The 19,428-nt window shown below is 36.2% G+C and carries 20 protein-coding genes; 13 read left to right on the top strand and 7 right to left on the bottom strand.

Annotated elements, in window-relative coordinates:
- Nucleotides 1–54: 54 nt before the first annotated feature.
- Entirely contained in the window at nt 55–996 is a 942-nt protein-coding gene (locus tag ESZ36_RS06575) for a choice-of-anchor H family protein (RefSeq protein WP_146785318.1), read from the bottom strand.
- Between the two features lie 501 nt (nt 997–1,497).
- On the opposite strand from ESZ36_RS06575, the gene ESZ36_RS06570 reads away from it, so the two are divergent.
- The 3 genes from ESZ36_RS06570 (at nt 1,498) to ESZ36_RS06560 (ending at nt 3,933) form a co-directional block, all read left to right on the top strand.
- Nucleotides 1,498–1,776 carry a PepSY domain-containing protein gene (locus tag ESZ36_RS06570; RefSeq protein ID WP_146785315.1) on the top strand — a complete coding sequence of 93 codons (279 nt, stop codon included), beginning with the start codon at nt 1,498–1,500 and terminating at the stop codon, nt 1,774–1,776.
- Nucleotides 1,777–1,804: 28 nt separating this feature from the next.
- Nucleotides 1,805–2,479: a response regulator transcription factor gene (locus ESZ36_RS06565; RefSeq protein ID WP_146785312.1), complete on the top strand. Its 675-nt coding sequence runs from the start codon at nt 1,805–1,807 to the stop codon at nt 2,477–2,479.
- 98 nt (nt 2,480–2,577) lie between these two features.
- A complete protein-coding gene (locus ESZ36_RS06560; RefSeq protein ID WP_170235787.1) occupies nt 2,578–3,933 on the top strand; it encodes an ATP-binding protein in 1,356 nt (451 codons plus the stop codon).
- Nucleotides 3,934–4,075: 142 nt separating this feature from the next.
- Here ESZ36_RS06560 and ESZ36_RS06555 read toward each other — a convergent pair whose 3' ends face one another.
- Nucleotides 4,076–4,366: a putative quinol monooxygenase gene (locus tag ESZ36_RS06555; protein WP_146785309.1), complete on the bottom strand. Its 291-nt coding sequence runs from the start codon at nt 4,364–4,366 to the stop codon at nt 4,076–4,078.
- 54 nt (nt 4,367–4,420) lie between these two features.
- Complete coding sequence (locus ESZ36_RS06550) at nt 4,421–5,449, bottom strand: zinc-binding alcohol dehydrogenase family protein (protein WP_146785305.1); 1,029 nt, start codon at nt 5,447–5,449, stop codon at nt 4,421–4,423.
- A gap of 139 nt (nt 5,450–5,588) precedes the next feature.
- On the opposite strand from ESZ36_RS06550, the gene ESZ36_RS06545 reads away from it, so the two are divergent.
- The 3 genes from ESZ36_RS06545 (at nt 5,589) to ESZ36_RS06535 (ending at nt 9,289) form a co-directional block, all read left to right on the top strand.
- Nucleotides 5,589–6,524, top strand: a complete 936-nt coding sequence (locus ESZ36_RS06545) for a LysR family transcriptional regulator (protein ID WP_146786125.1) — start codon at nt 5,589–5,591, stop codon at nt 6,522–6,524.
- A gap of 112 nt (nt 6,525–6,636) precedes the next feature.
- On the top strand, nt 6,637–8,058 hold the full coding sequence (locus ESZ36_RS06540) for a DUF3300 domain-containing protein (RefSeq protein WP_146785302.1): 1,422 nt from the start codon (nt 6,637–6,639) through the stop codon (nt 8,056–8,058).
- Nucleotides 8,059–8,641: 583 nt separating this feature from the next.
- Nucleotides 8,642–9,289 carry a PEP-CTERM sorting domain-containing protein gene (locus tag ESZ36_RS06535; RefSeq protein WP_146785299.1) on the top strand — a complete coding sequence of 216 codons (648 nt, stop codon included), beginning with the start codon at nt 8,642–8,644 and terminating at the stop codon, nt 9,287–9,289.
- Between the two features lie 348 nt (nt 9,290–9,637).
- Here ESZ36_RS06535 and ESZ36_RS06530 read toward each other — a convergent pair whose 3' ends face one another.
- Nucleotides 9,638–10,105 carry an Lrp/AsnC family transcriptional regulator gene (locus ESZ36_RS06530; RefSeq protein WP_146785296.1) on the bottom strand — a complete coding sequence of 156 codons (468 nt, stop codon included), beginning with the start codon at nt 10,103–10,105 and terminating at the stop codon, nt 9,638–9,640.
- A gap of 119 nt (nt 10,106–10,224) precedes the next feature.
- Between ESZ36_RS06530 and ESZ36_RS06525 the strand changes: the two genes are divergently transcribed.
- The gene (locus ESZ36_RS06525) at nt 10,225–11,175 is read left to right on the top strand and encodes a nucleoside recognition domain-containing protein (protein ID WP_146785293.1); all 951 of its coding nucleotides are present in this window, start codon (nt 10,225–10,227) and stop codon (nt 11,173–11,175) included.
- 141 nt (nt 11,176–11,316) lie between these two features.
- On the opposite strand, the gene ESZ36_RS06520 is transcribed toward ESZ36_RS06525, so the two are convergent.
- On the bottom strand, nt 11,317–11,586 hold the full coding sequence (locus ESZ36_RS06520) for a hypothetical protein (protein WP_246129008.1): 270 nt from the start codon (nt 11,584–11,586) through the stop codon (nt 11,317–11,319).
- Between the two features lie 286 nt (nt 11,587–11,872).
- Between ESZ36_RS06520 and ESZ36_RS06515 the strand changes: the two genes are divergently transcribed.
- Both ESZ36_RS06515 and ESZ36_RS06510 read left to right on the top strand, forming a co-directional pair.
- Nucleotides 11,873–12,334, top strand: a complete 462-nt coding sequence (locus tag ESZ36_RS06515) for a flavodoxin family protein (protein ID WP_146785291.1) — start codon at nt 11,873–11,875, stop codon at nt 12,332–12,334.
- Between the two features lie 210 nt (nt 12,335–12,544).
- The gene (locus ESZ36_RS06510) at nt 12,545–12,943 is read left to right on the top strand and encodes a PAS domain-containing protein (protein ID WP_146785288.1); all 399 of its coding nucleotides are present in this window, start codon (nt 12,545–12,547) and stop codon (nt 12,941–12,943) included.
- Between the two features lie 303 nt (nt 12,944–13,246).
- Here ESZ36_RS06510 and ESZ36_RS06505 read toward each other — a convergent pair whose 3' ends face one another.
- Nucleotides 13,247–13,732, bottom strand: a complete 486-nt coding sequence (locus ESZ36_RS06505) for a universal stress protein (protein WP_146785285.1) — start codon at nt 13,730–13,732, stop codon at nt 13,247–13,249.
- Between the two features lie 386 nt (nt 13,733–14,118).
- Nucleotides 14,119–15,297: a benzoate/H(+) symporter BenE family transporter gene (locus ESZ36_RS06500; protein ID WP_146785282.1), complete on the bottom strand. Its 1,179-nt coding sequence runs from the start codon at nt 15,295–15,297 to the stop codon at nt 14,119–14,121.
- Nucleotides 15,298–15,377: 80 nt separating this feature from the next.
- On the opposite strand from ESZ36_RS06500, the gene ESZ36_RS06495 reads away from it, so the two are divergent.
- From ESZ36_RS06495 to ESZ36_RS06480, 4 genes are all read left to right on the top strand, one after another.
- Nucleotides 15,378–15,935: a helix-turn-helix domain-containing protein gene (locus ESZ36_RS06495; protein ID WP_146785279.1), complete on the top strand. Its 558-nt coding sequence runs from the start codon at nt 15,378–15,380 to the stop codon at nt 15,933–15,935.
- Nucleotides 15,936–16,276: 341 nt separating this feature from the next.
- Entirely contained in the window at nt 16,277–16,879 is a 603-nt protein-coding gene (locus ESZ36_RS06490) for a hypothetical protein (protein WP_146785276.1), read from the top strand.
- 414 nt (nt 16,880–17,293) lie between these two features.
- A complete protein-coding gene (locus ESZ36_RS06485) occupies nt 17,294–18,361 on the top strand; it encodes a DUF1254 domain-containing protein (protein ID WP_146785273.1) in 1,068 nt (355 codons plus the stop codon).
- 632 nt (nt 18,362–18,993) lie between these two features.
- Nucleotides 18,994–19,350, top strand: a complete 357-nt coding sequence (locus ESZ36_RS06480; RefSeq protein ID WP_170235786.1) for a hypothetical protein — start codon at nt 18,994–18,996, stop codon at nt 19,348–19,350.
- Nucleotides 19,351–19,428 lie beyond the last annotated feature (78 nt).

Below are 19,428 nucleotides of genomic sequence, written 5' to 3'. Positions count from 1 at the left end.
AGAAAGTAGGGAATAAACTTACCTACTTAGCTTACCTCTCTCTACTCACTGGAATTACCCTTTAAATTTAAATTGACGTATTGATAAAGCAATCATCATTATTATTAAAGCAATGACAGAACTACTACCACCATCAGTATGTACTTCACTGTAATACTCTATATATTCCAGGTCATAGTCACTACTCTCTAAGGGAAGCGCATATAAGCTATTGCTGTCATCACTGCTATAAGAAGCAACGATATTGGGATAACCCTCTTCATAAATATCGATGAGGACATCGTAATAGTTGGCATTGAAACCTTGTTCTAAAGTGCTATACACCTCGAACTCATCATCTGAGCTTTCACCATGAATAACAAAGCTGTCAGTGCTGTAATAATGTACCCAAGGACCACCATTTTCACTTAAGTACAATTCAGCATAAACAACCGCCTCATCATGAGGGTTACCGGTAATTAAATCGGCATCAAAAGTCACACTAAAAGTCTGAAAATATCCATCAGCATCGAGATCTTCAATTAGTTGTGAATAGCCTTCATAAATGACGAAAGTACCATCGCTAAAGCTTCTACTGGTCTGGTTTAATCTTAGTGATTTTGTCATGTTTTTAGTTGTACTGCTTTTACGTGCTTGCAGGTGCTTTTGGGTAATCATATTTTCGCGAGTAGTGTTTAATGCTTTATTTTTTTCTTGGTCGCTATCGCCGAGTAGTACTCTTTGTCTAATATCTTTTAATACTTGCTCCTGTGATGCGCTGCTGGTTGAACTTGCTACTTGGCCGCTTGAGTAACTTTGAATGACTTTAGTATTTGTTATGTCAGTAGTGCTCGCTGTGTCTGCTATCTCATTTGCATTGTCGGCTGCTACAGCAAAGCTTGGTAGTGTAATCATCATGAGAGTTAACATAAGTGTTAACTGTAAAGTAGTTAGTAATATTGGTGAAAACCTTAATGTTATTTTTAATGTTAATTGCTTGATAGAATTGTTCATCATTAAATCCTTCCTATATCTATTTAAGACCATTAAAGCGCAAGTTAAATGAACTCAAGCTGAACATGTTAATAATGCCAACTGATGATTTCTGTCATGTAGATTTATAAAGGATATAAGTATTCATACTCCGTTCAGTTAGATTTTTGTAATATAGGGACTGTTAACCTTTCAAGTTAGTCTCTGCTATTGACTAATTGTTAAGATAACAAGGCGGAAAGAGTGTTATGTAGTCACACTACTTTAAATGATTTTCAACGATGGTAGGTTGAAAATTAGCCATAGCCCTTTTGGGTTGGTTTGAAAAAGGGCCACTCTTTGTTGCTTAATATGCCTTTGGAACAAGCAAACATTATATTAAGCGCCTCGATTGTTACCTTTTTCAAATACAACAGAGCTCTAAACTGAAAGATTAACAGCCCCTATCGTTAAACTTAGTTTATTTGCGGCAAGCATTCTTTTACACTGAGTGCTCTATAGGTTTTATCTGCATTAGGTATTGAGATGATGTTACGAGTTCTTTTCTTCACGCTATTTATAATTGTGACTGCTTTAAGTACAACTGCTGTGGCGGCAGATACGCAAGCTAATGCGAAAAAGAAACAACAAGCTATTAGCTCACAGCAAGCGGCCAAACTCGTGAAAAAGCGTTATGGCGGTACTGTCTTGAAAGTAAAAAAACAAAAAAATAATACCGCTTATAAAGTGAAAATTGTAAAACCCAATGGGCAAGTGGTATCGAAAAAGGTCAATGCCAAAACCGGTAAAATTGAAAAGAATTAATGAGTAAATCACTCGAAAGGAAAAGTCAATGCGCTTACTTTTAGTTGAAGATGATCAGGCCTTACAGCAAGAACTTCAACAACAATTACTTTTACAAAACTATTCGGTAGATGTCGCTTCTGACGGCGAGATTGCCTTATTTCAAGGGCTTGAGTATGACTATGATATTGCCGTTATCGATTTAGGTTTACCAAAGATTGATGGTACTACGGTAGTAAAAGCACTCAGAGAAAAGGGCCGTAATTTTCCTATTCTAATTCTTACTGCTCGCGATCGCTGGCAAGATAAAGTTTCTGGTCTAGACGCGGGGGCAGATGATTATCTAACTAAACCTTTTCATGTAGAAGAGCTCACTTCACGTTTAAATGCGTTGATTAGACGTAGTGCGGGCAAAGCCAGTACCACGATTAATAATGGTCCATATAGTTTGGATATCGCTACATCGCAAGTACTGGTAGAACAGGTAAGCGTTAGTTTAAGTGCTCATGAATTTAAAGTGTTTAAGTATTTAATGTTACATGTAGGTGAAGTCATTTCTAAAACCACTTTAACTGAACATATTTATGATCAAGATTTCGATTTAGACTCTAATGTGATTGAGGTGTTTATCAGACGTTTACGTAAAAAACTTGACCCTGATAGCAAATATAATTTCATTGAAACTAAGCGTGGCCAAGGCTATCGTTTACTTAAATTTACTTAGCTTAACTTCCCTGATTAGGTTCATTCTTGCTTTTACATATTAAATTTTTTATCAAATCATTTTTTAATGCTTTCCTGAACTCCCTTAAATTACGTTTAATGGTGAGCTTATTGGCGATGGTGGTTATTATATTGCCAACCATAGCGTTTATCATCATGAATTCCTTTGAAAAACATATGGTGCGCAGTATAGAAAATGAATTAAGTGCCTATAGCTATTCTATTTTGGCGGTTGCAGAAGTGGAACAAGCTAATCTCGTGATGCCTGAAGCCTTAATTGAGAACCAGTTTAATGTCAGCGATTCAGGTTTATACGCATTTATTTCAGGTCCGGTTAAACATGAAGTTAAGGCAACATCAGATGCAATACTAGAAAATGATATTTTATGGAGCTCTCAATCCTTGCTCACTATTAATATACCTGATACGCAATTATCAGGGGAGATAGCGACACTGACAACGGGAGATAAAACATTTTCAAGCTTTGAAATTAATGGCTCACCGCACTTTATTTATAGCTATGCAGTAAGTTTTACTGAGGGAAGAGTTAACTTTCCACTCACTGTACATATTATTAGAGACAAACAAGTATTTTCACAACTTATCAGCGACTTTAAACAGCAACTTTGGTTTGGTTTAGCTATTTTGATGGTGATTATATTATTGCTGCAACTTGTATGGTTGATGTGGACGTTAAAACCTTTGTCTACCTTAGAGCAGGAAGTTAAAGCGATTGAACAGGGCAGAGCTGAAAAGCTAACCAGTTTATACCCCAAAGAATTATCTCAACTCACCACTCAATTAAATCAATTATTAGCCACAGAGCAAAAGCAAAGGCAACGTTATCGAAATGCTTTATCAGATCTTGCTCATAGCTTGAAAACCCCACTAGCGGTAATGCAAGCTCAAAGGGGAATTTCTGCCGTTAATCAAGAGCAAATAAATCGTATAAATTCCACCATTGATCACCAGCTAAAACGTGCGCAGAGTGCGGGGCATTCGTCTTGGCTGTTAGGGATTGAGGTGAAACCAGTTGTCGATAAATTGTTAAATACCTTAGCAAAGATTTATCAGGGCGAACATAAAGAATTAACACTTAATTTCACTGGAAACATCACCTTCAAAGGTGATGAAGCTGATTTACTGGAACTGTTAGGTAATTTACTTGATAACGCTTATAAAGCGGCGAAAAGCACTATTATACTGACAATTAACCAACAAGATGAAGCTTTAATCATGTGTATAGAAGATGATGGCGTTGGTATTAAAGAACAGCAAATTACGCAAATACTAGAACGTGGAGTTCGCGCTGATACATACGAAGCAGGACATGGCGTAGGTTTGGCGATAGTGCGAGACTTGGTAGCAAGTTACCAAGGTAAATTGCATATTGGTAACTCTACAACATTAGGTGGAGCACAATTTACCCTGAGCTTTACTAATAAAAGTAAATAAAACGTAAATACACCGTCAATGTGAAGTCGTTGTTAAGTCACTTTTGAAAGGTTAGCGTAAAACTTTTCTTTTTTTCAATCTAATTATTTAACTCTCGAAAAAAAGTTGCCGTTATTTAGCACAACTCCTTTTCATCATTAACTTAGCTAATGTTTGTCATTTCGTTGAGAGTGAAGGTCTCAACCGCACCTTCTGTTGCTTGCATGTACTCTTTCAAATGATCATTGGCCATATGTGCTTGCCATAACTCACGAGTTTCCCAATTTTCATAAAATATGAACTGAGCGGGATTGTCATTATCTTGGTAAAGATCATAATTAATACAGCCTTGCTCGCTACGGGTCATAGTAATAAGTTTTAAAAGCTCGGCTTTTACTAAGTCAATTTTATCAGGTGCGGCTTTTATATTGGCGACAATGGTTAATTGGGTCATGTTCATTCCTTTAGTAATTAAGTAATTAAGTAATTAAGTAATTAAGTGATTGATTTAAAAGCCTTGTAACACTATTTTCCCGATAGATTTTCCTGACTCTAACTCTTCATGGGCAAGCTTTAAGTTGTCGGCATTAATTAAACCCAACTCTTTGCCTACCGTTGTTTGAATATAGCCATGGTCAATTAAATCGGATACGTGATTTAATAAGTGACTTTGTTCTTCAATATCGACAGCATTAAACATTGAGCGTGCAAACATAAACTCGATATGTAATGACAAGCTTTTAAATTTCAATTTCATTACGTCTAAAGGTTTTTGAGGATCATCAATCATGGCAATTTTGCCAAAAGGTGCGAGCAACTCAATATAAGTATCGAAATAACTCTCTGTGCCATTAAGGCTCGCAACATGTGTAACTTGGCCAATATTAAGGGCGTCAATTTGTGGCTTCAGTGGTTTGGTATGATCGACAACATGGTGAGCCCCGAGTTTTTCTACCCACGCTTTTGAGCTTTCTCGTGATGCTGTCGCAATAATTGTTGCACCGGTAATCGCTTTGGCGAGCTGAACTAAAATAGAGCCGACACCACCAGCAGCGCCAACAACTAAAATAACGTCGTTAGATTTTTCAGATGAATCGGGTATTATCTTAGGTAACGCAAGGTGTTCAAATAACATTTCATAAGCGGTAATTGTTGTCAATGGCAGGGCTGCGGCTTCAACATCAGATAAGCTTTTAGGCTTATGGCCAACAATACGTTCGTCAACTATTTGGTATTCTGCGTTACTTCCTTGACGAGTTAAATCACCGGCATAATATACTTTGTCACCTAACTGGAATTTTGTCGCATGTTCACCCATAGCGACTATTTTACCTACAGCATCCCAACCGATTACTTTATATTCATCCGTTTCTGAAGGCTTGTTTTGTCTGATTTTATAATCGACAGGATTAACGGCAATAGCGCTTATTTTTACTAAAATATCTCGGCCAGTGGCTATCGGCTGTGGTAATTCAATATCGACTAAAGATTCAATATCACTAATGGGTAACGATTTTTTATAACCAATGGCTTTCATGTGTATTCTCCGGCTGTTAATTCAAGTTGCTAATTTAGGCTGCTAATTTAAGTGCTGCTAACGGTGATAATAATAGAACTTGATTTAGTAAAGATAAACAGCATAATAATTGAATCATTATCAAAAAATATTTGACAATATGTTATTAGAAGACCTACAAGTCATCCTTAAAGTAGCCGAATTTAAAAATATTACTAAAGCTGCTGCAAGTATTGATATGCGAACCGCAACAGCAAGTGCTGCTATAAAACGGGTTGAAGCGGCACTAGGTGTTGATTTATTTATCCGAACAACACGGCAGTTGAAAATATCTAGTGCAGGGGAAAGGTATATTCCTCAATGTCAGCAAGCATTGTTAATGCTTGAGCAAGCTAAACAAAATATGCGCGACGATTTAGAAATTGTCGATGGTGAGCTTCGTATTGCAATATCATCGGACTTAGGCCGTAACTTGGTTGCACCTTGGCTTGATGAATTGGTACAAAAGCATCCTAACGTTGGTTTGAAATTGAATATTAGCGATAGCAATATTGATTTTTACCGAGATTCCGTTGATGTTGCAATACGTTATGGCTCACCCACTGATTCCAACCTCTATGGTTTTAAAATATGTAATGTGCCAGGAATACTTTGTGCAACTCCCCAGTACCTGAAAGATAATGGTACACCACAACATCCGCATAATTTAAGCGCTCATAACGGACTTTTTTATCAACTCCATGATGTAGTTCACGATGTTTGGAAGTTCGAGCATAAAGGCAATGTAGTTAAAATAAAAATGAAAGGCAATCGAGCATCGAATGATGGTGATTTAGTGAGGCGATGGTGTGTTGCAGGGAAAGGCATTGCAGTAAAATCATGCCTTGATATGTCTAATGATTTACTTGCGGGCAACGTCGTTAGTGTCATGACTGATTATCAGCCAAGAAAAACTGAATTATGGCTGGTATGCCCAAGTAGGCAGTCGATTACTCCTGCAGTACGCTTATTACGAGATATGTTAAAAGAAAAATGCGCTATTATTCAAAATAAGTTAGTTGAACAAGGGATACTCAATAAGAATCAGATTGAATAGGAGAAACCGCTATTTTCATAATGCTTTAAGTGCGCTTTAAGTATGTTCAGCCTTTGTTCAGCTAAACAGTCGTATGCTAACCATAAGATTAGTTATGAATAAAGGTGAGCTCATGTACTTTCACTCCACAGTATTAAAACATCTTGCGATAATAGGAGTACTCCTTTTATCCACTACACTATTTACCTCTACTGTTTTCTCAGCCTCATTAGACGCAGAAGAGGAGCAAGCGTTTGTGCTATCTGAAGCAGAGCTTGCTCAAACGCTAGCGCCCATTGCCTTGTATCCAGATACTTTGCTAACGCATATTTTAATTGCGTCTACCTACCCAATTGAGGTCATTGAAGCAGAGCGGTGGCTCAACAAGCATTCGCAATTAACTCCAGCACAAGTAGAAAAAAAGGCACAGAAAAAAGATTGGGATGCCAGTATTAAAGCATTGTTAGCTTTTCCACGTGTGATAAGTAAATTAAGTGAAGACCTTACTTGGATGCAAGAACTCGGTAATGCTTTTCTACAAGATGAAGCCAGAGTGCTTGCCAGCATTCAAACGTTGAGACAACAGGCTGACCAAGCTGGTAATTTGGCAAATATGGATAATGTTAATGTGATAAAAGAGCAGAAAATTATTATCATTGAACCAGCACAACCTGAGGTTATTTACGTACCTTATTATGATACTCGCGTAGTTTATGGTCGCTGGCATTGGACACATTACCCGCCTGTTTATTGGCGTAACCCTAATTATTATGCTGCTCATTATGGTCATTTTTATTGGGGACATGGCGTACACATCAGCAGTCATTTTTACTTCAGTGCTTTTCATTGGCATAACCGCCATGTGGTAGTGAATCACTATAACCGTCCTGGTTATCATCCCAGAAAAAAAATAGTATCAAGTCATAGTGCAAAACGTTGGAATCATCAGCCAAAACATAGACGCGGTGTTGCATATAGCAGCGGACGATTAAAGCAAAAATATTATGGTTCACGGCCAAGTGTTCGTAGTACTAACACTTATAAAAGTAATGTTCATAGAAACAAAATTCATAGTAATAATGCTCATAAAAATCGTGTTTCTAAAAGTAATAGCCACAAAAATAAAGCCATTAAGCATAATAAAGTCGTTAGAAGCGCAAACGTGAACAACTCGAAAGTTCGTAACAGCAATGCACGTAATAGCAAGGCACTTCAGAGTAATTATAAAGGTAGTAATGTTCGAAATAATAACCAAGGCAAACATTATACAAAAGCGGTGGTGGCAAATAATAGCCATAAGGTAAAACAGCATAACCCTAATAAATACCAAGCAAAGTATCAGGCAAGCAATCAAATAAAAAATCAACAAGCTTATAAGCAAGTCAAGCACAAGAAAGCAGCTCAGAATACGCAAGCTTACAGATCATCAGCTAAAAAACAGGCTGTTTATAATCGCCCAGTGACTAGAACAGTACCTAAGCAACAGCTAAGACAATCGTCAAGACACACAGCAACACCGACTAGGCATCATCAAAGCAAGAAAAGAATTAATTAGTGCTTTATTTGTTAATGTGATGTTCTCTATTGACGAGTAAAGCTAGAGCAGGAGTGGAGTAACTGACCGTATACCGAATACACCTATTACAAGCCTTAACGTTTGATTAGTTAGTTGATCATTTCTTGCGTTAACCATTGAACAAAGATGTTTAAACGCGCTATTTTTTCCGGGTTTTCATCATAAACAGAATGGTTTTTTCTACATTAGGGTGAGGCATATTTACAGGCATCACCAATTACACTACTGATATTTGTGTTTTAGATGATTTACATTGGATTATTTAGATAACTTACCTGTAGTTTTAAGTTGAATTTAACCATCTAATACGATTATCACCTTAAAAGTAACTAAAATATGCATTTGTTAATATAATGTAATTATATCAAATAGTTGATAAAGTTGATTATGTCAGGTTACTTTACAATTACACATGATAGTCGTTAGTGTATATTTTACCTGTTTGAATTTATTAGTAATTATTTTATTGGCTTGTTTTTTGCTTTAGTAAAGAAAGTGATGAAGTTTCACTTTTAATAATTACCTTTCAAATTTGTTATGAAAGGTTCAAAAGGAATATCAAATGAGATTTAAATTTTTAACTAAAACGCTAGCTGGATTAATAATCTCTGCGAGCTGCTTAATCAATGTCGCCAATGCGGGACTAATATATTCTAATGATTTTGAATCTGATTCAGCAGGATTCACTGGTCCTACTGATATAATGAATGGCGGAGCTACAGGAACAAATTTCCTTGGAGATTTAACCTATGGTGAAACACCAATATTGACCCTTAACGGTCTTGCAGCACATTCATCAATAACAATTGACTTTGATGTATATGGTTTACGTAGTCTTGATGGCGTTAATAATGGAGACAATTTTCAGTTTCTTATTAATGGTGTATCACAGTTTACAGATTTTTATGGTCATTCCGGTGGATTCATTGTTGGCCCAACGACAGGGCAATTAGTATCACATGATCAAACAGCATTTGGTTTTGGACACTTTTATGGCGGGGCTAGTACTTATCATTACTCAGTAACTTTGTCTCACGTTGATCCATCAATTAGTTTTGGGTTTCAGGCCAATACTAACCAAGGTTGGAGTGATGAGGCGTTCGGTCTAGATAATGTTGTAGTTAGTTCAGTACCAGTACCTGAACCTTCAACAATTGCTATTTTTGGATTAGGTCTAATGGGACTAGCAGCACGTCGATTTAAGAAATAATTCTAATTATCTAAGAATTTTTTATTCTAAAAAACATCAATTGTAATGATTGATGTTTTTTTATATCTAGTAATTTGTATATCACTTCACTAAATCATCATAGGATTTAGTACCCTCTGCTATACCATTATGAATAAAGGTCAGGTTTATAATATAAAGGAGTAGATAACGCTATAGATTATGATCACCTTGTGCGCTAAGTGGAAATAAAAACATAATATTAAAGTCTATGCTGTTAAGTAAAAGCCCTAGAGTTTTGAGCTATCGAAATCAAAGTACAAGATTTAGCTGTAGGAAATACAGTTAAAATATTACCTCAGCTTAAATATGTCGTCCAATTTTGAGTAATTAATCAATTGGAATATAAACTTTAGTGTCATATTTTATTCGGTTCATTGAAATTAAGGTTCTGAAATTACGCATATTTGAGTGCTGGTATAAGATTTCTTCACAGAATGCCTCATAGCTTGGCATATCAGGTACTACGACCACTAACACAAAATCTACTTCTCCCGTTACCTTGTAACATTCATGTACCTGCTCGCAATTTTTTATGGCTTTGCTAAAGGTCTCATTTAAATCTAACCTATCCTGATGCATCATAATTTCAACAATCATATGAAGGCAACTACCAAACTTAGTTTGATCCAATAGGGCAACTCTTTTATTAATGACACCTTGATCTTCTAGCCGTTTCACTCGTTTTAAACAAGCGGGTGCAGATAAATTAACTATTTCTGCAAGTTTTACATTGCTCACTGACGCGTCACTTTGTAATTGACGGAGAATTGCTTTATCTAGTCTATCAAGAAACATAATTAACATAATCGTAATAAAAAGAAACTTATATTAACTTTACCGATGATTAATTGGAATTATTTCTTGGTTGAGTCGTTATTATATTACTTATAAAACTCAGCAGTAGAGCAGTACTTATGTTTGTTAAAACTATAAAAAGTGTATTTCAAGAAGTTAGCCAAGTTTACCTCACGTTATTAAAAGTGATGGTGCCAGCGATTATAATAGTAAAAATTTTAGACTTACTAGGAGGAACCCAATGGTTAGCTGAAATGCTAGCTCCTTTGATGAAGTTTGTCGGACTGCCAGAGCAGTTAGGACTCGTTTGGGCAACCGCCATTTTAACTAATATATTTACAGCGATGGTCGTGTTTGTTGATACGACAGCTCAACTCGAACTATCGGTGGCTCAGGTCTCCGTGATTGGTATTTTAATTTTAATTTCTCACTCCGTTCCCATTGAAGGTGCTGTTGCTAAAATGGTTGGGGTTAGCTGGCGACTTACAATAAGCTTAAAAATAGGAGGAGGGTTACTCTTAGCTGCGCTGGTGAACTGGTTCTATACTGCATTGGATTATCAACAGCAGGCCGCTGTATTGCTTTGGCAGCACGAGATAAAAGAGCAAACGTTAATGCAATGGGGCTTAGACCAATTACAAATGTTGGTGGGTATATTCTTTATTATCTCAGCATTAATTATATTATTGCGAATACTTAAAAAAATAGGTGTTGAAAGCTTATTGCAAAAATTACTATCGCCAATTTTTAAATTACTGAGTATCACGAAGGACGCTAGCAGTATTACCATTACAGGCATTACTTTGGGCTTAAGTTACGGAGCTGGTTTGCTCATTTCAGAAATAAAAAAGGGCCATATTGGTAAAAAAGATGTATTGCTCTCTATTAGTTTTTTAAGCTTGGCTCATAGTTTGATTGAAGATACTTTATTGATTTTATTGCTAGGTGCTGATGTCATTGCAATATTGTGGGTGAGGATTATATTCGCTTTAGTGATAGTAGCTTTACTTGCAAAATGCATTGAAATTAAAGAATCAATTCAGTTAAAGCAGCTTACAAAACCTCAGTAGGGGAGAGCATTCAAGGTATCGCAGAACTATCTGTTTTTAGAGGGATGTTTTAAGTTAATGTGAGTATAAGCATGAAAACACTTCTCATTTTCGCTATTGCTCAATAACAGTCATTATCTTTTGAATTTTCACTGTTAAAAGTTACCTTAAAACATCTTGATAACGTTGCTCTGCGAGTTGCTTTAATACTTCAGGCTCTGGATGAGTTTGTGCAAAAGTTCTTAAACCATATATTCCCATCAAAAAATATCTCGCTAAGTGTTCACAATCTTTGTACGCGCTGATACCGTTTTCTTTTTTAGCTTGTTCAAGCTTTTCAGTAAAGGCTTGTTGCAACATAGATAAGTTATTACTAATTATCTGCTGTATTTCAATATCCTGTTCTGCAGTTTCATTCAAAGCTTTGGTCATTAACTCCCGCAAAGCTATGTGTGCATAGCGCCCCATACTTAATATCAGTTTGTTCTTCGGTAGTGCGTATAATTTGAGCTATCTCAGTTCATAAATTTGATCGTATTATTTGAAGCCACTTTTTCTAACAAAGCTCATAATATTTCTCCTACAAGATTCTTCAACGCAGAGGATAACAATCCTAAAGAGGATTTTTATTATAAATAGTTGTAATCTAAAAGCATGGACTAAGTTTTGCTGATCCTTTTAATTCTAAAGGGTGCTTTAAGTTAATGTGGGTATAACAATGAAAACACTTCTAATAGTAGCGCATGCACCTTCTGACAATTCGCAATTAATGGCTGAAGCGGCTTTAAAAGGCGCGCAGCATCCTGATATTGATCAAGTCAAAACACGTTGGGTACAACCCTTAGAGGCGACTCCTGAAGATGTCTTAAGCTGTGATGGGATAATTCTGGGGACCACTGAAAATCTCGGTTATATGAGTGGAGCCTTGAAGGATTTTTTTGACCGCTGTTATTACCCTTGTTTAGAAGTAAAACAGGGATTGCCTTGTGCGTTATATGTGCGCGCTGGAAATGACGGCACTGGTACTTGTCGAGCAGTTGAATCTATCTGTACAGGCTTACGATGGAACTGGATTCAACCCCCCTTAGTATGTCGCGGAGACTGGCAGACTATGTTTCTTGAGCAATGTGAGGAACTTGGTATGACTATGGCTGCCGGCCTTGATGTCGGTATTTATTAACTCGTCTTACATTCAGCCGACGCTAGATATTAATTCGAAGCGTTTGTTAAGTATTAGTAGTTATTTAGCTAAATTATAGATACTGTTGAACGAATAGATAACTTGCAAAGCCTAGTAATAGAGTATCAAGTATTCTCACGTTATATTTTACCTATTATCAAATAATGAATATAATTACTTTTGAATAACGTAATTAAGGTGGCTAAATAAGTGCTTATAGAAAATGCTGTAGATTTTATTGAAAATGCAAATATTGGCATCCACACGGTTTCACCTGAAGGCATAATTAAATATGCTAACGAGCATGAATTAAATGTATTAGGCTACACTGAAGACGAATATGTGGGTCATCATGTGTCTGAGTTTCAATTCGACAAATCATGTTTAGAGCAAATGATGATCAAGCTGGCTAAATTTGAGTCCTTTTCAAACTTCCCTGCGATGGTGTGCGGTAAGTCCAAAATGAAATATATACTTTATAACTCAAGTGTCTATGCGGAAGATGGCGAGTTTGTGCACACGCGATGTTTTGGTAATGAAATATCAGAACACGTATATCAGGCTTGTAAATTTGACTATAAAAAATCACTTACCAATAGGGTTGATTAGTCCGTTATTCTGCTTAAATCAGTTGTATACAATCAATAGTATTGATATTCATTGCAACAAAATAGAGAGAGTAAACGGGAATGATTAACTATGTAGAACGCTCTTTAGAAATGGCGGGTCTACTCTGTCTAACTGGTCTATTAATTAACGGTTATTTATAAACTTATTATTTCGTACTAAGCCGTCCTTTTGAGACGGCTTTTTAGTATCAAAAAAATGTCTAAAATGTGAATGTTGTAGAAGTCAGTAGTAATATATCAAACCTCTTTAGTTTGGGGATATTACATAAGCGACTCCTTCACACTAGTCATTTTTGAGTGGTACTAGTAATACCGGAGTAGTTGTTCGATTAACTACTTTATCTGCGACTGAACCGATAAACAGGTTGTTTAATACACTATGTGCGTGACTGCCCATTACAATAAGATCAACATTTCTTTCTTCTGCCAAACTGATTATTGTAGTGGCAGGTGACCCTTCAATAATGTCTGCTACAGGTTTGCCACCTGGGAATTCTTCACCGTCTAATTCTTCTAGGCAGAATTTATCAATACGATTCTTAACTTTCTCATGCAATTCATCAACTGAACGCTGATATAATTCTTCTATGGTTCCTTCAGGTAAATAAGAGTTAACCAGTGACGCTGTATTGGTATTCATCGGTTCTATTACATAGAGAAAATGAATTTTTGCGTTATTGTTTTTTGCAAGGCTCACCGCCATACGAAAAGCAGGTCTTGTATGTTTTCCGAGATCAGTAGCATATAATATTGTATTGATTTCTGTCATGACATTTCCCTTTATCTATTTTGGAGTAGTTAAATAAGCATACGAAATAATAGAAAGTTTTGTTTGATGTAAATCAAGCATAACCGCCGATAATTATGACGCTTAAGGAAAATCATTATTTATTAAAACCAAGTAATGTCGTCGATTAAGTGCGAAGCAGTATGTGCGAACCACGAAAAATGACTTTCAACTCAATTTCATTAAATTATGCACAAAGCCATTAAGGTTAATCTTTTGAAGGTGATTTTTAATGGCGCGTTTCTAGTACCTGTCAGGTAACTATTATTGCTAATCATTTATCCTTAAGTTAACGACATTGTAAAGCGTATAGCTGACATCATGCGCTCTTTATACAATGTTCATTACGTGATCATAGTTGGCATTTGTTAGTTTAATTTGTAGTTAGATTTCTTTAGTAAGCTTTGAGCAAGTAATGTTAAAGTGCCTGCGATTAACCCCCATAATACGGAGCTAATATCCCATAACGTCAAGTTTGAAGCTGTTACGAGAAAGGTAATTATTGCCGCTTCAGACATTCTATCTTCAGAGAGTGCTTGTTGAATACTACTATTGATAGTGGTAAATAAAGCTATTCCAGCTAATGAATAGATTAGTGCATTTGGCAATGATGCAAAAGCTTCCATCAGGTACCCAGCAGAAATTGCCATCAATATATAAAATCCACCACCAGAGATTGCTGCCCAATAACGCTTTTCAGGATTTTTATCCACGTCTTCAGTCATACAAATTGCTGCTGTTATCGCAGCTAAATTTATTGCGTAGCCACCAAAGGGGGCGGCAAGCATATTAACAAAGCCTGTAACACTTAATATCGAAGATACTGGGGCTTTATAATTATGTGCTTTTAATACAGCAATACCTGGCAAATTTTGTGCTGCCATCGTGACAAGAAATAAAGGAATGCCAATGCCTAATATTGCGGAAATATTAAATTCAGGTGAAATATACCTAAATTCACTTAACTGCCAAGAAAATACCGTAAACGTAATTAACTTAAGTTGCCACGCAAGCACAATACTAACTGTCAGCACTAACAGCATGGTGAATTTAGGACTTAATTGTCTACATATTAAATAGGTAAAGAACATGGCGATTACCAGCAGTGGCTCATCATTCATTTGATTAAAAACATCAATGCCAAAATTAACCAAAATTCCGCCCAGCATTGCTGAAGCAAGCTGAAAAGGTAGTTTATTTATTAATTTTTCAAACCAACCAGTAATGCCGCACAAAAAAATTAATAGTGCTGAGAACATGAACCCGGCTATAGCTTCGTTGAGATTAAAATTTTGAGTATTTGCAATAAGTAATGCTGCTCCTGGTGTTGACCAAGCAACCAGTATTGGCACTCGGTAATAAAAGGATAAGGCAATGGAAGTCATGCCCATTGATAATCCTAAGGTTAATATCCAACTTGATGCAAGACTTGCATCACCTCCTAAATTAATAACTGTTTGATAGATCAAAGCTACGGAGCTTGCAAAACCAATAACAACTGCAACCAATCCAGCAACAGTCGAGCTAATTATGCGATTGACTAACATACCTATTACCCTCACAATGACTTTAGTGTGCGTTATAGCGCACAATGTACCACTATGCGTTATAACGCACAAGGGAAGTAATGAGTCTAAACCTCAATAATGCAATAGGTATCCAACTAAAATTGGCGAGAACCAATAAAGATTGGAGTCTTGATGTAGCAAGTAAGAACACAGATGTTTCAAAGGCAATGTTAGGCCAAATAGAACGAGGAGAATCAAGCCCCACAGTTGCGCGTTTATGGAAAATAGCCACTGGTTTTAATTTACCGTTAAGCTATTTTTTCTTAGCAATTGAGGATGATGACTTATCTCAAAATATGCTAAATAGTGAGGCTGGTATATCGATATCTACTTTATTTCCATTCGATATAGAAACAAATAGTGAAGTTTTTTCCTTAACCTTAGCCCCGTTACATCAGCAAATATCTGCGCCTCATAATGATGGTGTGATAGAGCATGTTTTGGTAATAGAAGGAGATATTGAATATCTTTTGAATGGTCAATGGCATCACTTAAGTAAAGGTGAAGTTGTAAAATTTAATGCAAATCAAAAGCATGGTTATCGCAATGTGACAGAAAACAAGGCCATTTTTCATAATATTATTTATTATACAAGTGAAAATAAACCCTCTATATGAATCAAAACTACTCGCTTTGCTTAATACCGCTTTGTGGGAAAAGTGATCATGTCTCGATTGCGCGCAAAGCGGAAGCTAGCAACTCGTTAATTACGATTCAAAATAACTCTATCTAATGATCACTAAAATACGTAAACGGATGTTCTCCTCCTTGTTTATTTAATTTTACTTTCGGACAGGATCTCTAGAAGTATAAATAGCATTTTAAAGCAAGAGGAGTGTGATTGATTCATAACACCGAATCCAAAAATCAGTGTTAATTTTCTTTTGTTCAGTATTGACTATTCTCTCATCAAAGCCTCTAATATGTCACAGTGTAATAACAATAAAAAAGGTGTTGTATGGCTATTCACAATATCACTGATAGCGCATTACTAGTAAAGAAGTCACGAAGAACAATTCAGCGATACATAGCTAACGGCAAGCTAACAATGGTACGTGATACGTTAGGTAAGCCACAAATTGATACTACTGAGTTAATACGTGTTTTCAGTTCGCTATCTAAAGTGTCGCAGAAAATAATAGCTAAAAAGTCACAGAATGTCGCAGGGAAATTGTCGAAAAAAAATAACACCATTAATTTAACACCTGATGAACTTGAAGATATCATTACTCGCGCTGTAGAAAAAGCACTGAGTAAAGCGATACCGCTATTGATTGAACATAAGAACACAGTACCAAAACCCGAACCAATTATAGCAACGGCTCCAGTAGTTCATAAAAAAAGAAAACCAATAGTACCAATAAATAGACCTTCCATTGCTAAAAATAAAGAACGTAAAAATGGTTATGCTGCTGCTTTTGGCCTTCCTAATGTTATTACCGAGGTTATTCATTTACAGATAATGAAGTTACATGGTGAGGGCTTAACATCACGACAGATTGAAAAAGAGGTCAGTGTTAGTCTGCCATCAATACAACGGACGATTAACGTTAGTACCTAAAGCAATTAGTGAATCCGATAGAATAAATTGCTAGGGTCATGCTATATAATAGGCGGTTGCATTGTGAAGGTAGAATCACCTAACGCTAATTTTTACCACAAAGCGGTCTTTAGGCTCTAAAGCGTTAACGTCTGCTCACTAATAAAACAGTCGTTATATAAAGATAAATATCATCCACTGATGGAGCACTTAGATACGATAGCTGGCGTTTAACATATTAGTTTTTATCATTACCTTTGGTTTCTAGTAGATGATAGGAAATCCATCTGAAATTTGCTAATAAGTTATGCGTTGCATGCATATAATGTATGTTGTTTATTCATTTGTTTTAATTAAATTTTTAAGTAAACTAGCTGCATGAATTGAGAACAAACACTTATAATTTTCGTTAAAGAACATCATGGAGTTAATTCAATGTCAAAGTTTAAACAATCTCTAATCGCACTCTCTATTATTACGCTTCTTTCGGCGTGTAATTCACTAGAAAGTACAGAAGCATCTGGTGAGCAAGGGACGATAATTATTAATGATGCAAACTTTTCTCACGCTGAAACAGCTCGTATGTATCGTAACTGGATTGCTAAAGGTCATGCTAACGAACAGTTTGCAATCTTACCGACATTGCCACCTCGTGGTGATAAGGCTCCAACTGTTCAGATGAATGACGACACTCTTTACGGTGTTGCTGTTCTTAATGTAGTTGATGGTAAAGTAACTTTTGACATCCCTGAAACGAATAATTACTTCTCAGTTCAAGTTGTTACCGAGAATGGTCATGGTGAGCACTTGATTGTTGAAGATGGTGTACATACTTTACCTGTTACTGATACCGAAACAGTATTCTTAATCTACCGTTCTGGTGTTGAAATTGGTACTAACACTGTTGAAGGTATTGCTAACGCATTAGCTCAGTTAAAGAAAGTTGACACATCTAAGTTCGACTTTGCTACTGACTTTACACTCCCAAATTATGACTTTACTGAAGTTGAGGCAGAAGTTAACAAGCGTAAAGCTGTTGTTGACCAAATCGTAGAACGTGATGGCGTATTCACATATACCTTCCCTCGAACTCCGGCAGAAATAACTGACCTTACTCAGTGGAACTTAGAAAATGCTGCGGGTTGGGGTGGTGCTTCACCAATTGTACTAGAAGGTAATAAGTATGTAAATTCGCCATTTATTGATGGTGATAAATGTGAAACGACAACTTTTGAAGACCCACAGAATAGGTTCTTCACATCTGTAACTGCATACGATTCAGAAAAATACTTGATTGAAGGTGCCGTTGCGATTAACTCGTATTCTTGGGAAGTGAATGCTGATAAAACCGTTACTATATCCTTCAACTGTGGTGATGATGCGATTAATAACATCGATACTTCAGCGTATGGTAAAGACTTCACTATCACTACTCGTCACTACGGTGCTACACAAGCAGTGATTGATAGTAAGTTTGATATCATCATTAAGGAAATTAAATAGTTAACCTCATGTCTGGATGGCGTTTATAACAAACTCTTCGCTATCCGACTATTAATTAGTGGTTTTTGTTTATTAAAGCAATAGCCACTAATCCACTTTTGCGTTTCTTTGATAACATTACCCTATTGCAAGCTGATATTGCGTTAACTCGTCCAATAAAACCTACCTTCAATCTACATCCAAATATTGAACTATTGTAGTAATGTCGGCTTTATCGCTTTATCACCTAAAGACCGTTTTGTGACAGTAGCTGACCATCAAAAAATATTACTACAGTCATTACACATCCTAATTAATTGATGTTTCGTCGTTCGTATTAATTTATGGAGGCACGACGTTATGATCCAGTCATCGTACATTTCACTCTTATAAATTTCCAAAAACCATATAAAATTACTTTAATGAGCACCTTGAAATTGGCATTACTGACGTTAATCTTGGTTATACTAATGGCAATTGATCCAACTATGACGACTAACTCTTCATTATCAGCTGTATCTGGCCTTAGGTGCGTTCATATCAATAATAGTTTGTTATTTTAACGTAATATAACATAGGATTGACTTACTCAGTTATGAACGAGCAAAGCCCTTTAATACACAAAAATACGAATAAAACAGGGAGAAATGAAAATGGTAAACATGCTAATTGCATATCAACTTAATGGCTGTGATGTTATTGAGATTAATCATCCAGAAGAGTTAGAGTTCAGAGACTTAGATGGAAATAGTTTAGGAAATGCAGAGGTTATCAAACGTCATAATAATGATCTAATTTTGGCTGAAGCCGCATTTGTAATCTCAGCGGAACATGCGAAAATTATTATACCAAGCGATGCTGCATTCATGGACTCAAAAGCAGGAGAAAAACAACAGTTTGATTTTAATGGCCTTGTAAAAAGCTGTGGTTTTGATTCTGTTAAATATAAATTTGATAGACAAGGTGATGAGAACTCTGATTGGGTGCTTGCTTATCCTCAGCAGCATTAAATCGATAAATGGGGGCTACTCATGTTAGTGGCCTTTATTACCTGCCTACAAAAATAATATAAAACTAGTCTTGATAAG

The organism is Colwellia demingiae, from assembly GCF_007954275.1.
Lineage (GTDB): Bacteria > Pseudomonadota > Gammaproteobacteria > Enterobacterales > Alteromonadaceae > Colwellia > Colwellia demingiae.
The sequence above is the reverse complement of the archived record's forward strand: the minus strand, read 5'-3'. Positions and strand labels throughout refer to the sequence as shown.

Excerpts from the sequence above, each read along its gene's own strand:
- ESZ36_RS06575 (WP_146785318.1), bottom strand. The coding sequence starts at position 996 with ATGATGAACAATTCTATCAAGCAATTAACATTAAAAATAACATTAAGG.
- ESZ36_RS06570 (WP_146785315.1), top strand. The coding sequence starts at position 1,498 with ATGATGTTACGAGTTCTTTTCTTCACGCTATTTATAATTGTGACTGCT.
- ESZ36_RS06565 (WP_146785312.1), top strand. The coding sequence starts at position 1,805 with ATGCGCTTACTTTTAGTTGAAGATGATCAGGCCTTACAGCAAGAACTT.
- ESZ36_RS06560 (WP_170235787.1), top strand. The coding sequence starts at position 2,578 with ATGGTGAGCTTATTGGCGATGGTGGTTATTATATTGCCAACCATAGCG.
- ESZ36_RS06555 (WP_146785309.1), bottom strand. The coding sequence starts at position 4,366 with ATGACCCAATTAACCATTGTCGCCAATATAAAAGCCGCACCTGATAAA.
- ESZ36_RS06550 (WP_146785305.1), bottom strand. The coding sequence starts at position 5,449 with ATGAAAGCCATTGGTTATAAAAAATCGTTACCCATTAGTGATATTGAA.
- ESZ36_RS06545 (WP_146786125.1), top strand. The coding sequence starts at position 5,589 with ATGTTATTAGAAGACCTACAAGTCATCCTTAAAGTAGCCGAATTTAAA.
- ESZ36_RS06540 (WP_146785302.1), top strand. The coding sequence starts at position 6,637 with ATGTACTTTCACTCCACAGTATTAAAACATCTTGCGATAATAGGAGTA.
- ESZ36_RS06535 (WP_146785299.1), top strand. The coding sequence starts at position 8,642 with ATGAGATTTAAATTTTTAACTAAAACGCTAGCTGGATTAATAATCTCT.
- ESZ36_RS06530 (WP_146785296.1), bottom strand. The coding sequence starts at position 10,105 with ATGTTTCTTGATAGACTAGATAAAGCAATTCTCCGTCAATTACAAAGT.
- ESZ36_RS06525 (WP_146785293.1), top strand. The coding sequence starts at position 10,225 with ATGTTTGTTAAAACTATAAAAAGTGTATTTCAAGAAGTTAGCCAAGTT.
- ESZ36_RS06520 (WP_246129008.1), bottom strand. The coding sequence starts at position 11,586 with ATGACCAAAGCTTTGAATGAAACTGCAGAACAGGATATTGAAATACAG.
- ESZ36_RS06515 (WP_146785291.1), top strand. The coding sequence starts at position 11,873 with ATGAAAACACTTCTAATAGTAGCGCATGCACCTTCTGACAATTCGCAA.
- ESZ36_RS06505 (WP_146785285.1), bottom strand. The coding sequence starts at position 13,732 with ATGACAGAAATCAATACAATATTATATGCTACTGATCTCGGAAAACAT.
- ESZ36_RS06500 (WP_146785282.1), bottom strand. The coding sequence starts at position 15,297 with ATGTTAGTCAATCGCATAATTAGCTCGACTGTTGCTGGATTGGTTGCA.
- ESZ36_RS06495 (WP_146785279.1), top strand. The coding sequence starts at position 15,378 with ATGAGTCTAAACCTCAATAATGCAATAGGTATCCAACTAAAATTGGCG.
- ESZ36_RS06490 (WP_146785276.1), top strand. The coding sequence starts at position 16,277 with ATGGCTATTCACAATATCACTGATAGCGCATTACTAGTAAAGAAGTCA.
- ESZ36_RS06485 (WP_146785273.1), top strand. The coding sequence starts at position 17,294 with ATGTCAAAGTTTAAACAATCTCTAATCGCACTCTCTATTATTACGCTT.
- ESZ36_RS06480 (WP_170235786.1), top strand. The coding sequence starts at position 18,994 with ATGGTAAACATGCTAATTGCATATCAACTTAATGGCTGTGATGTTATT.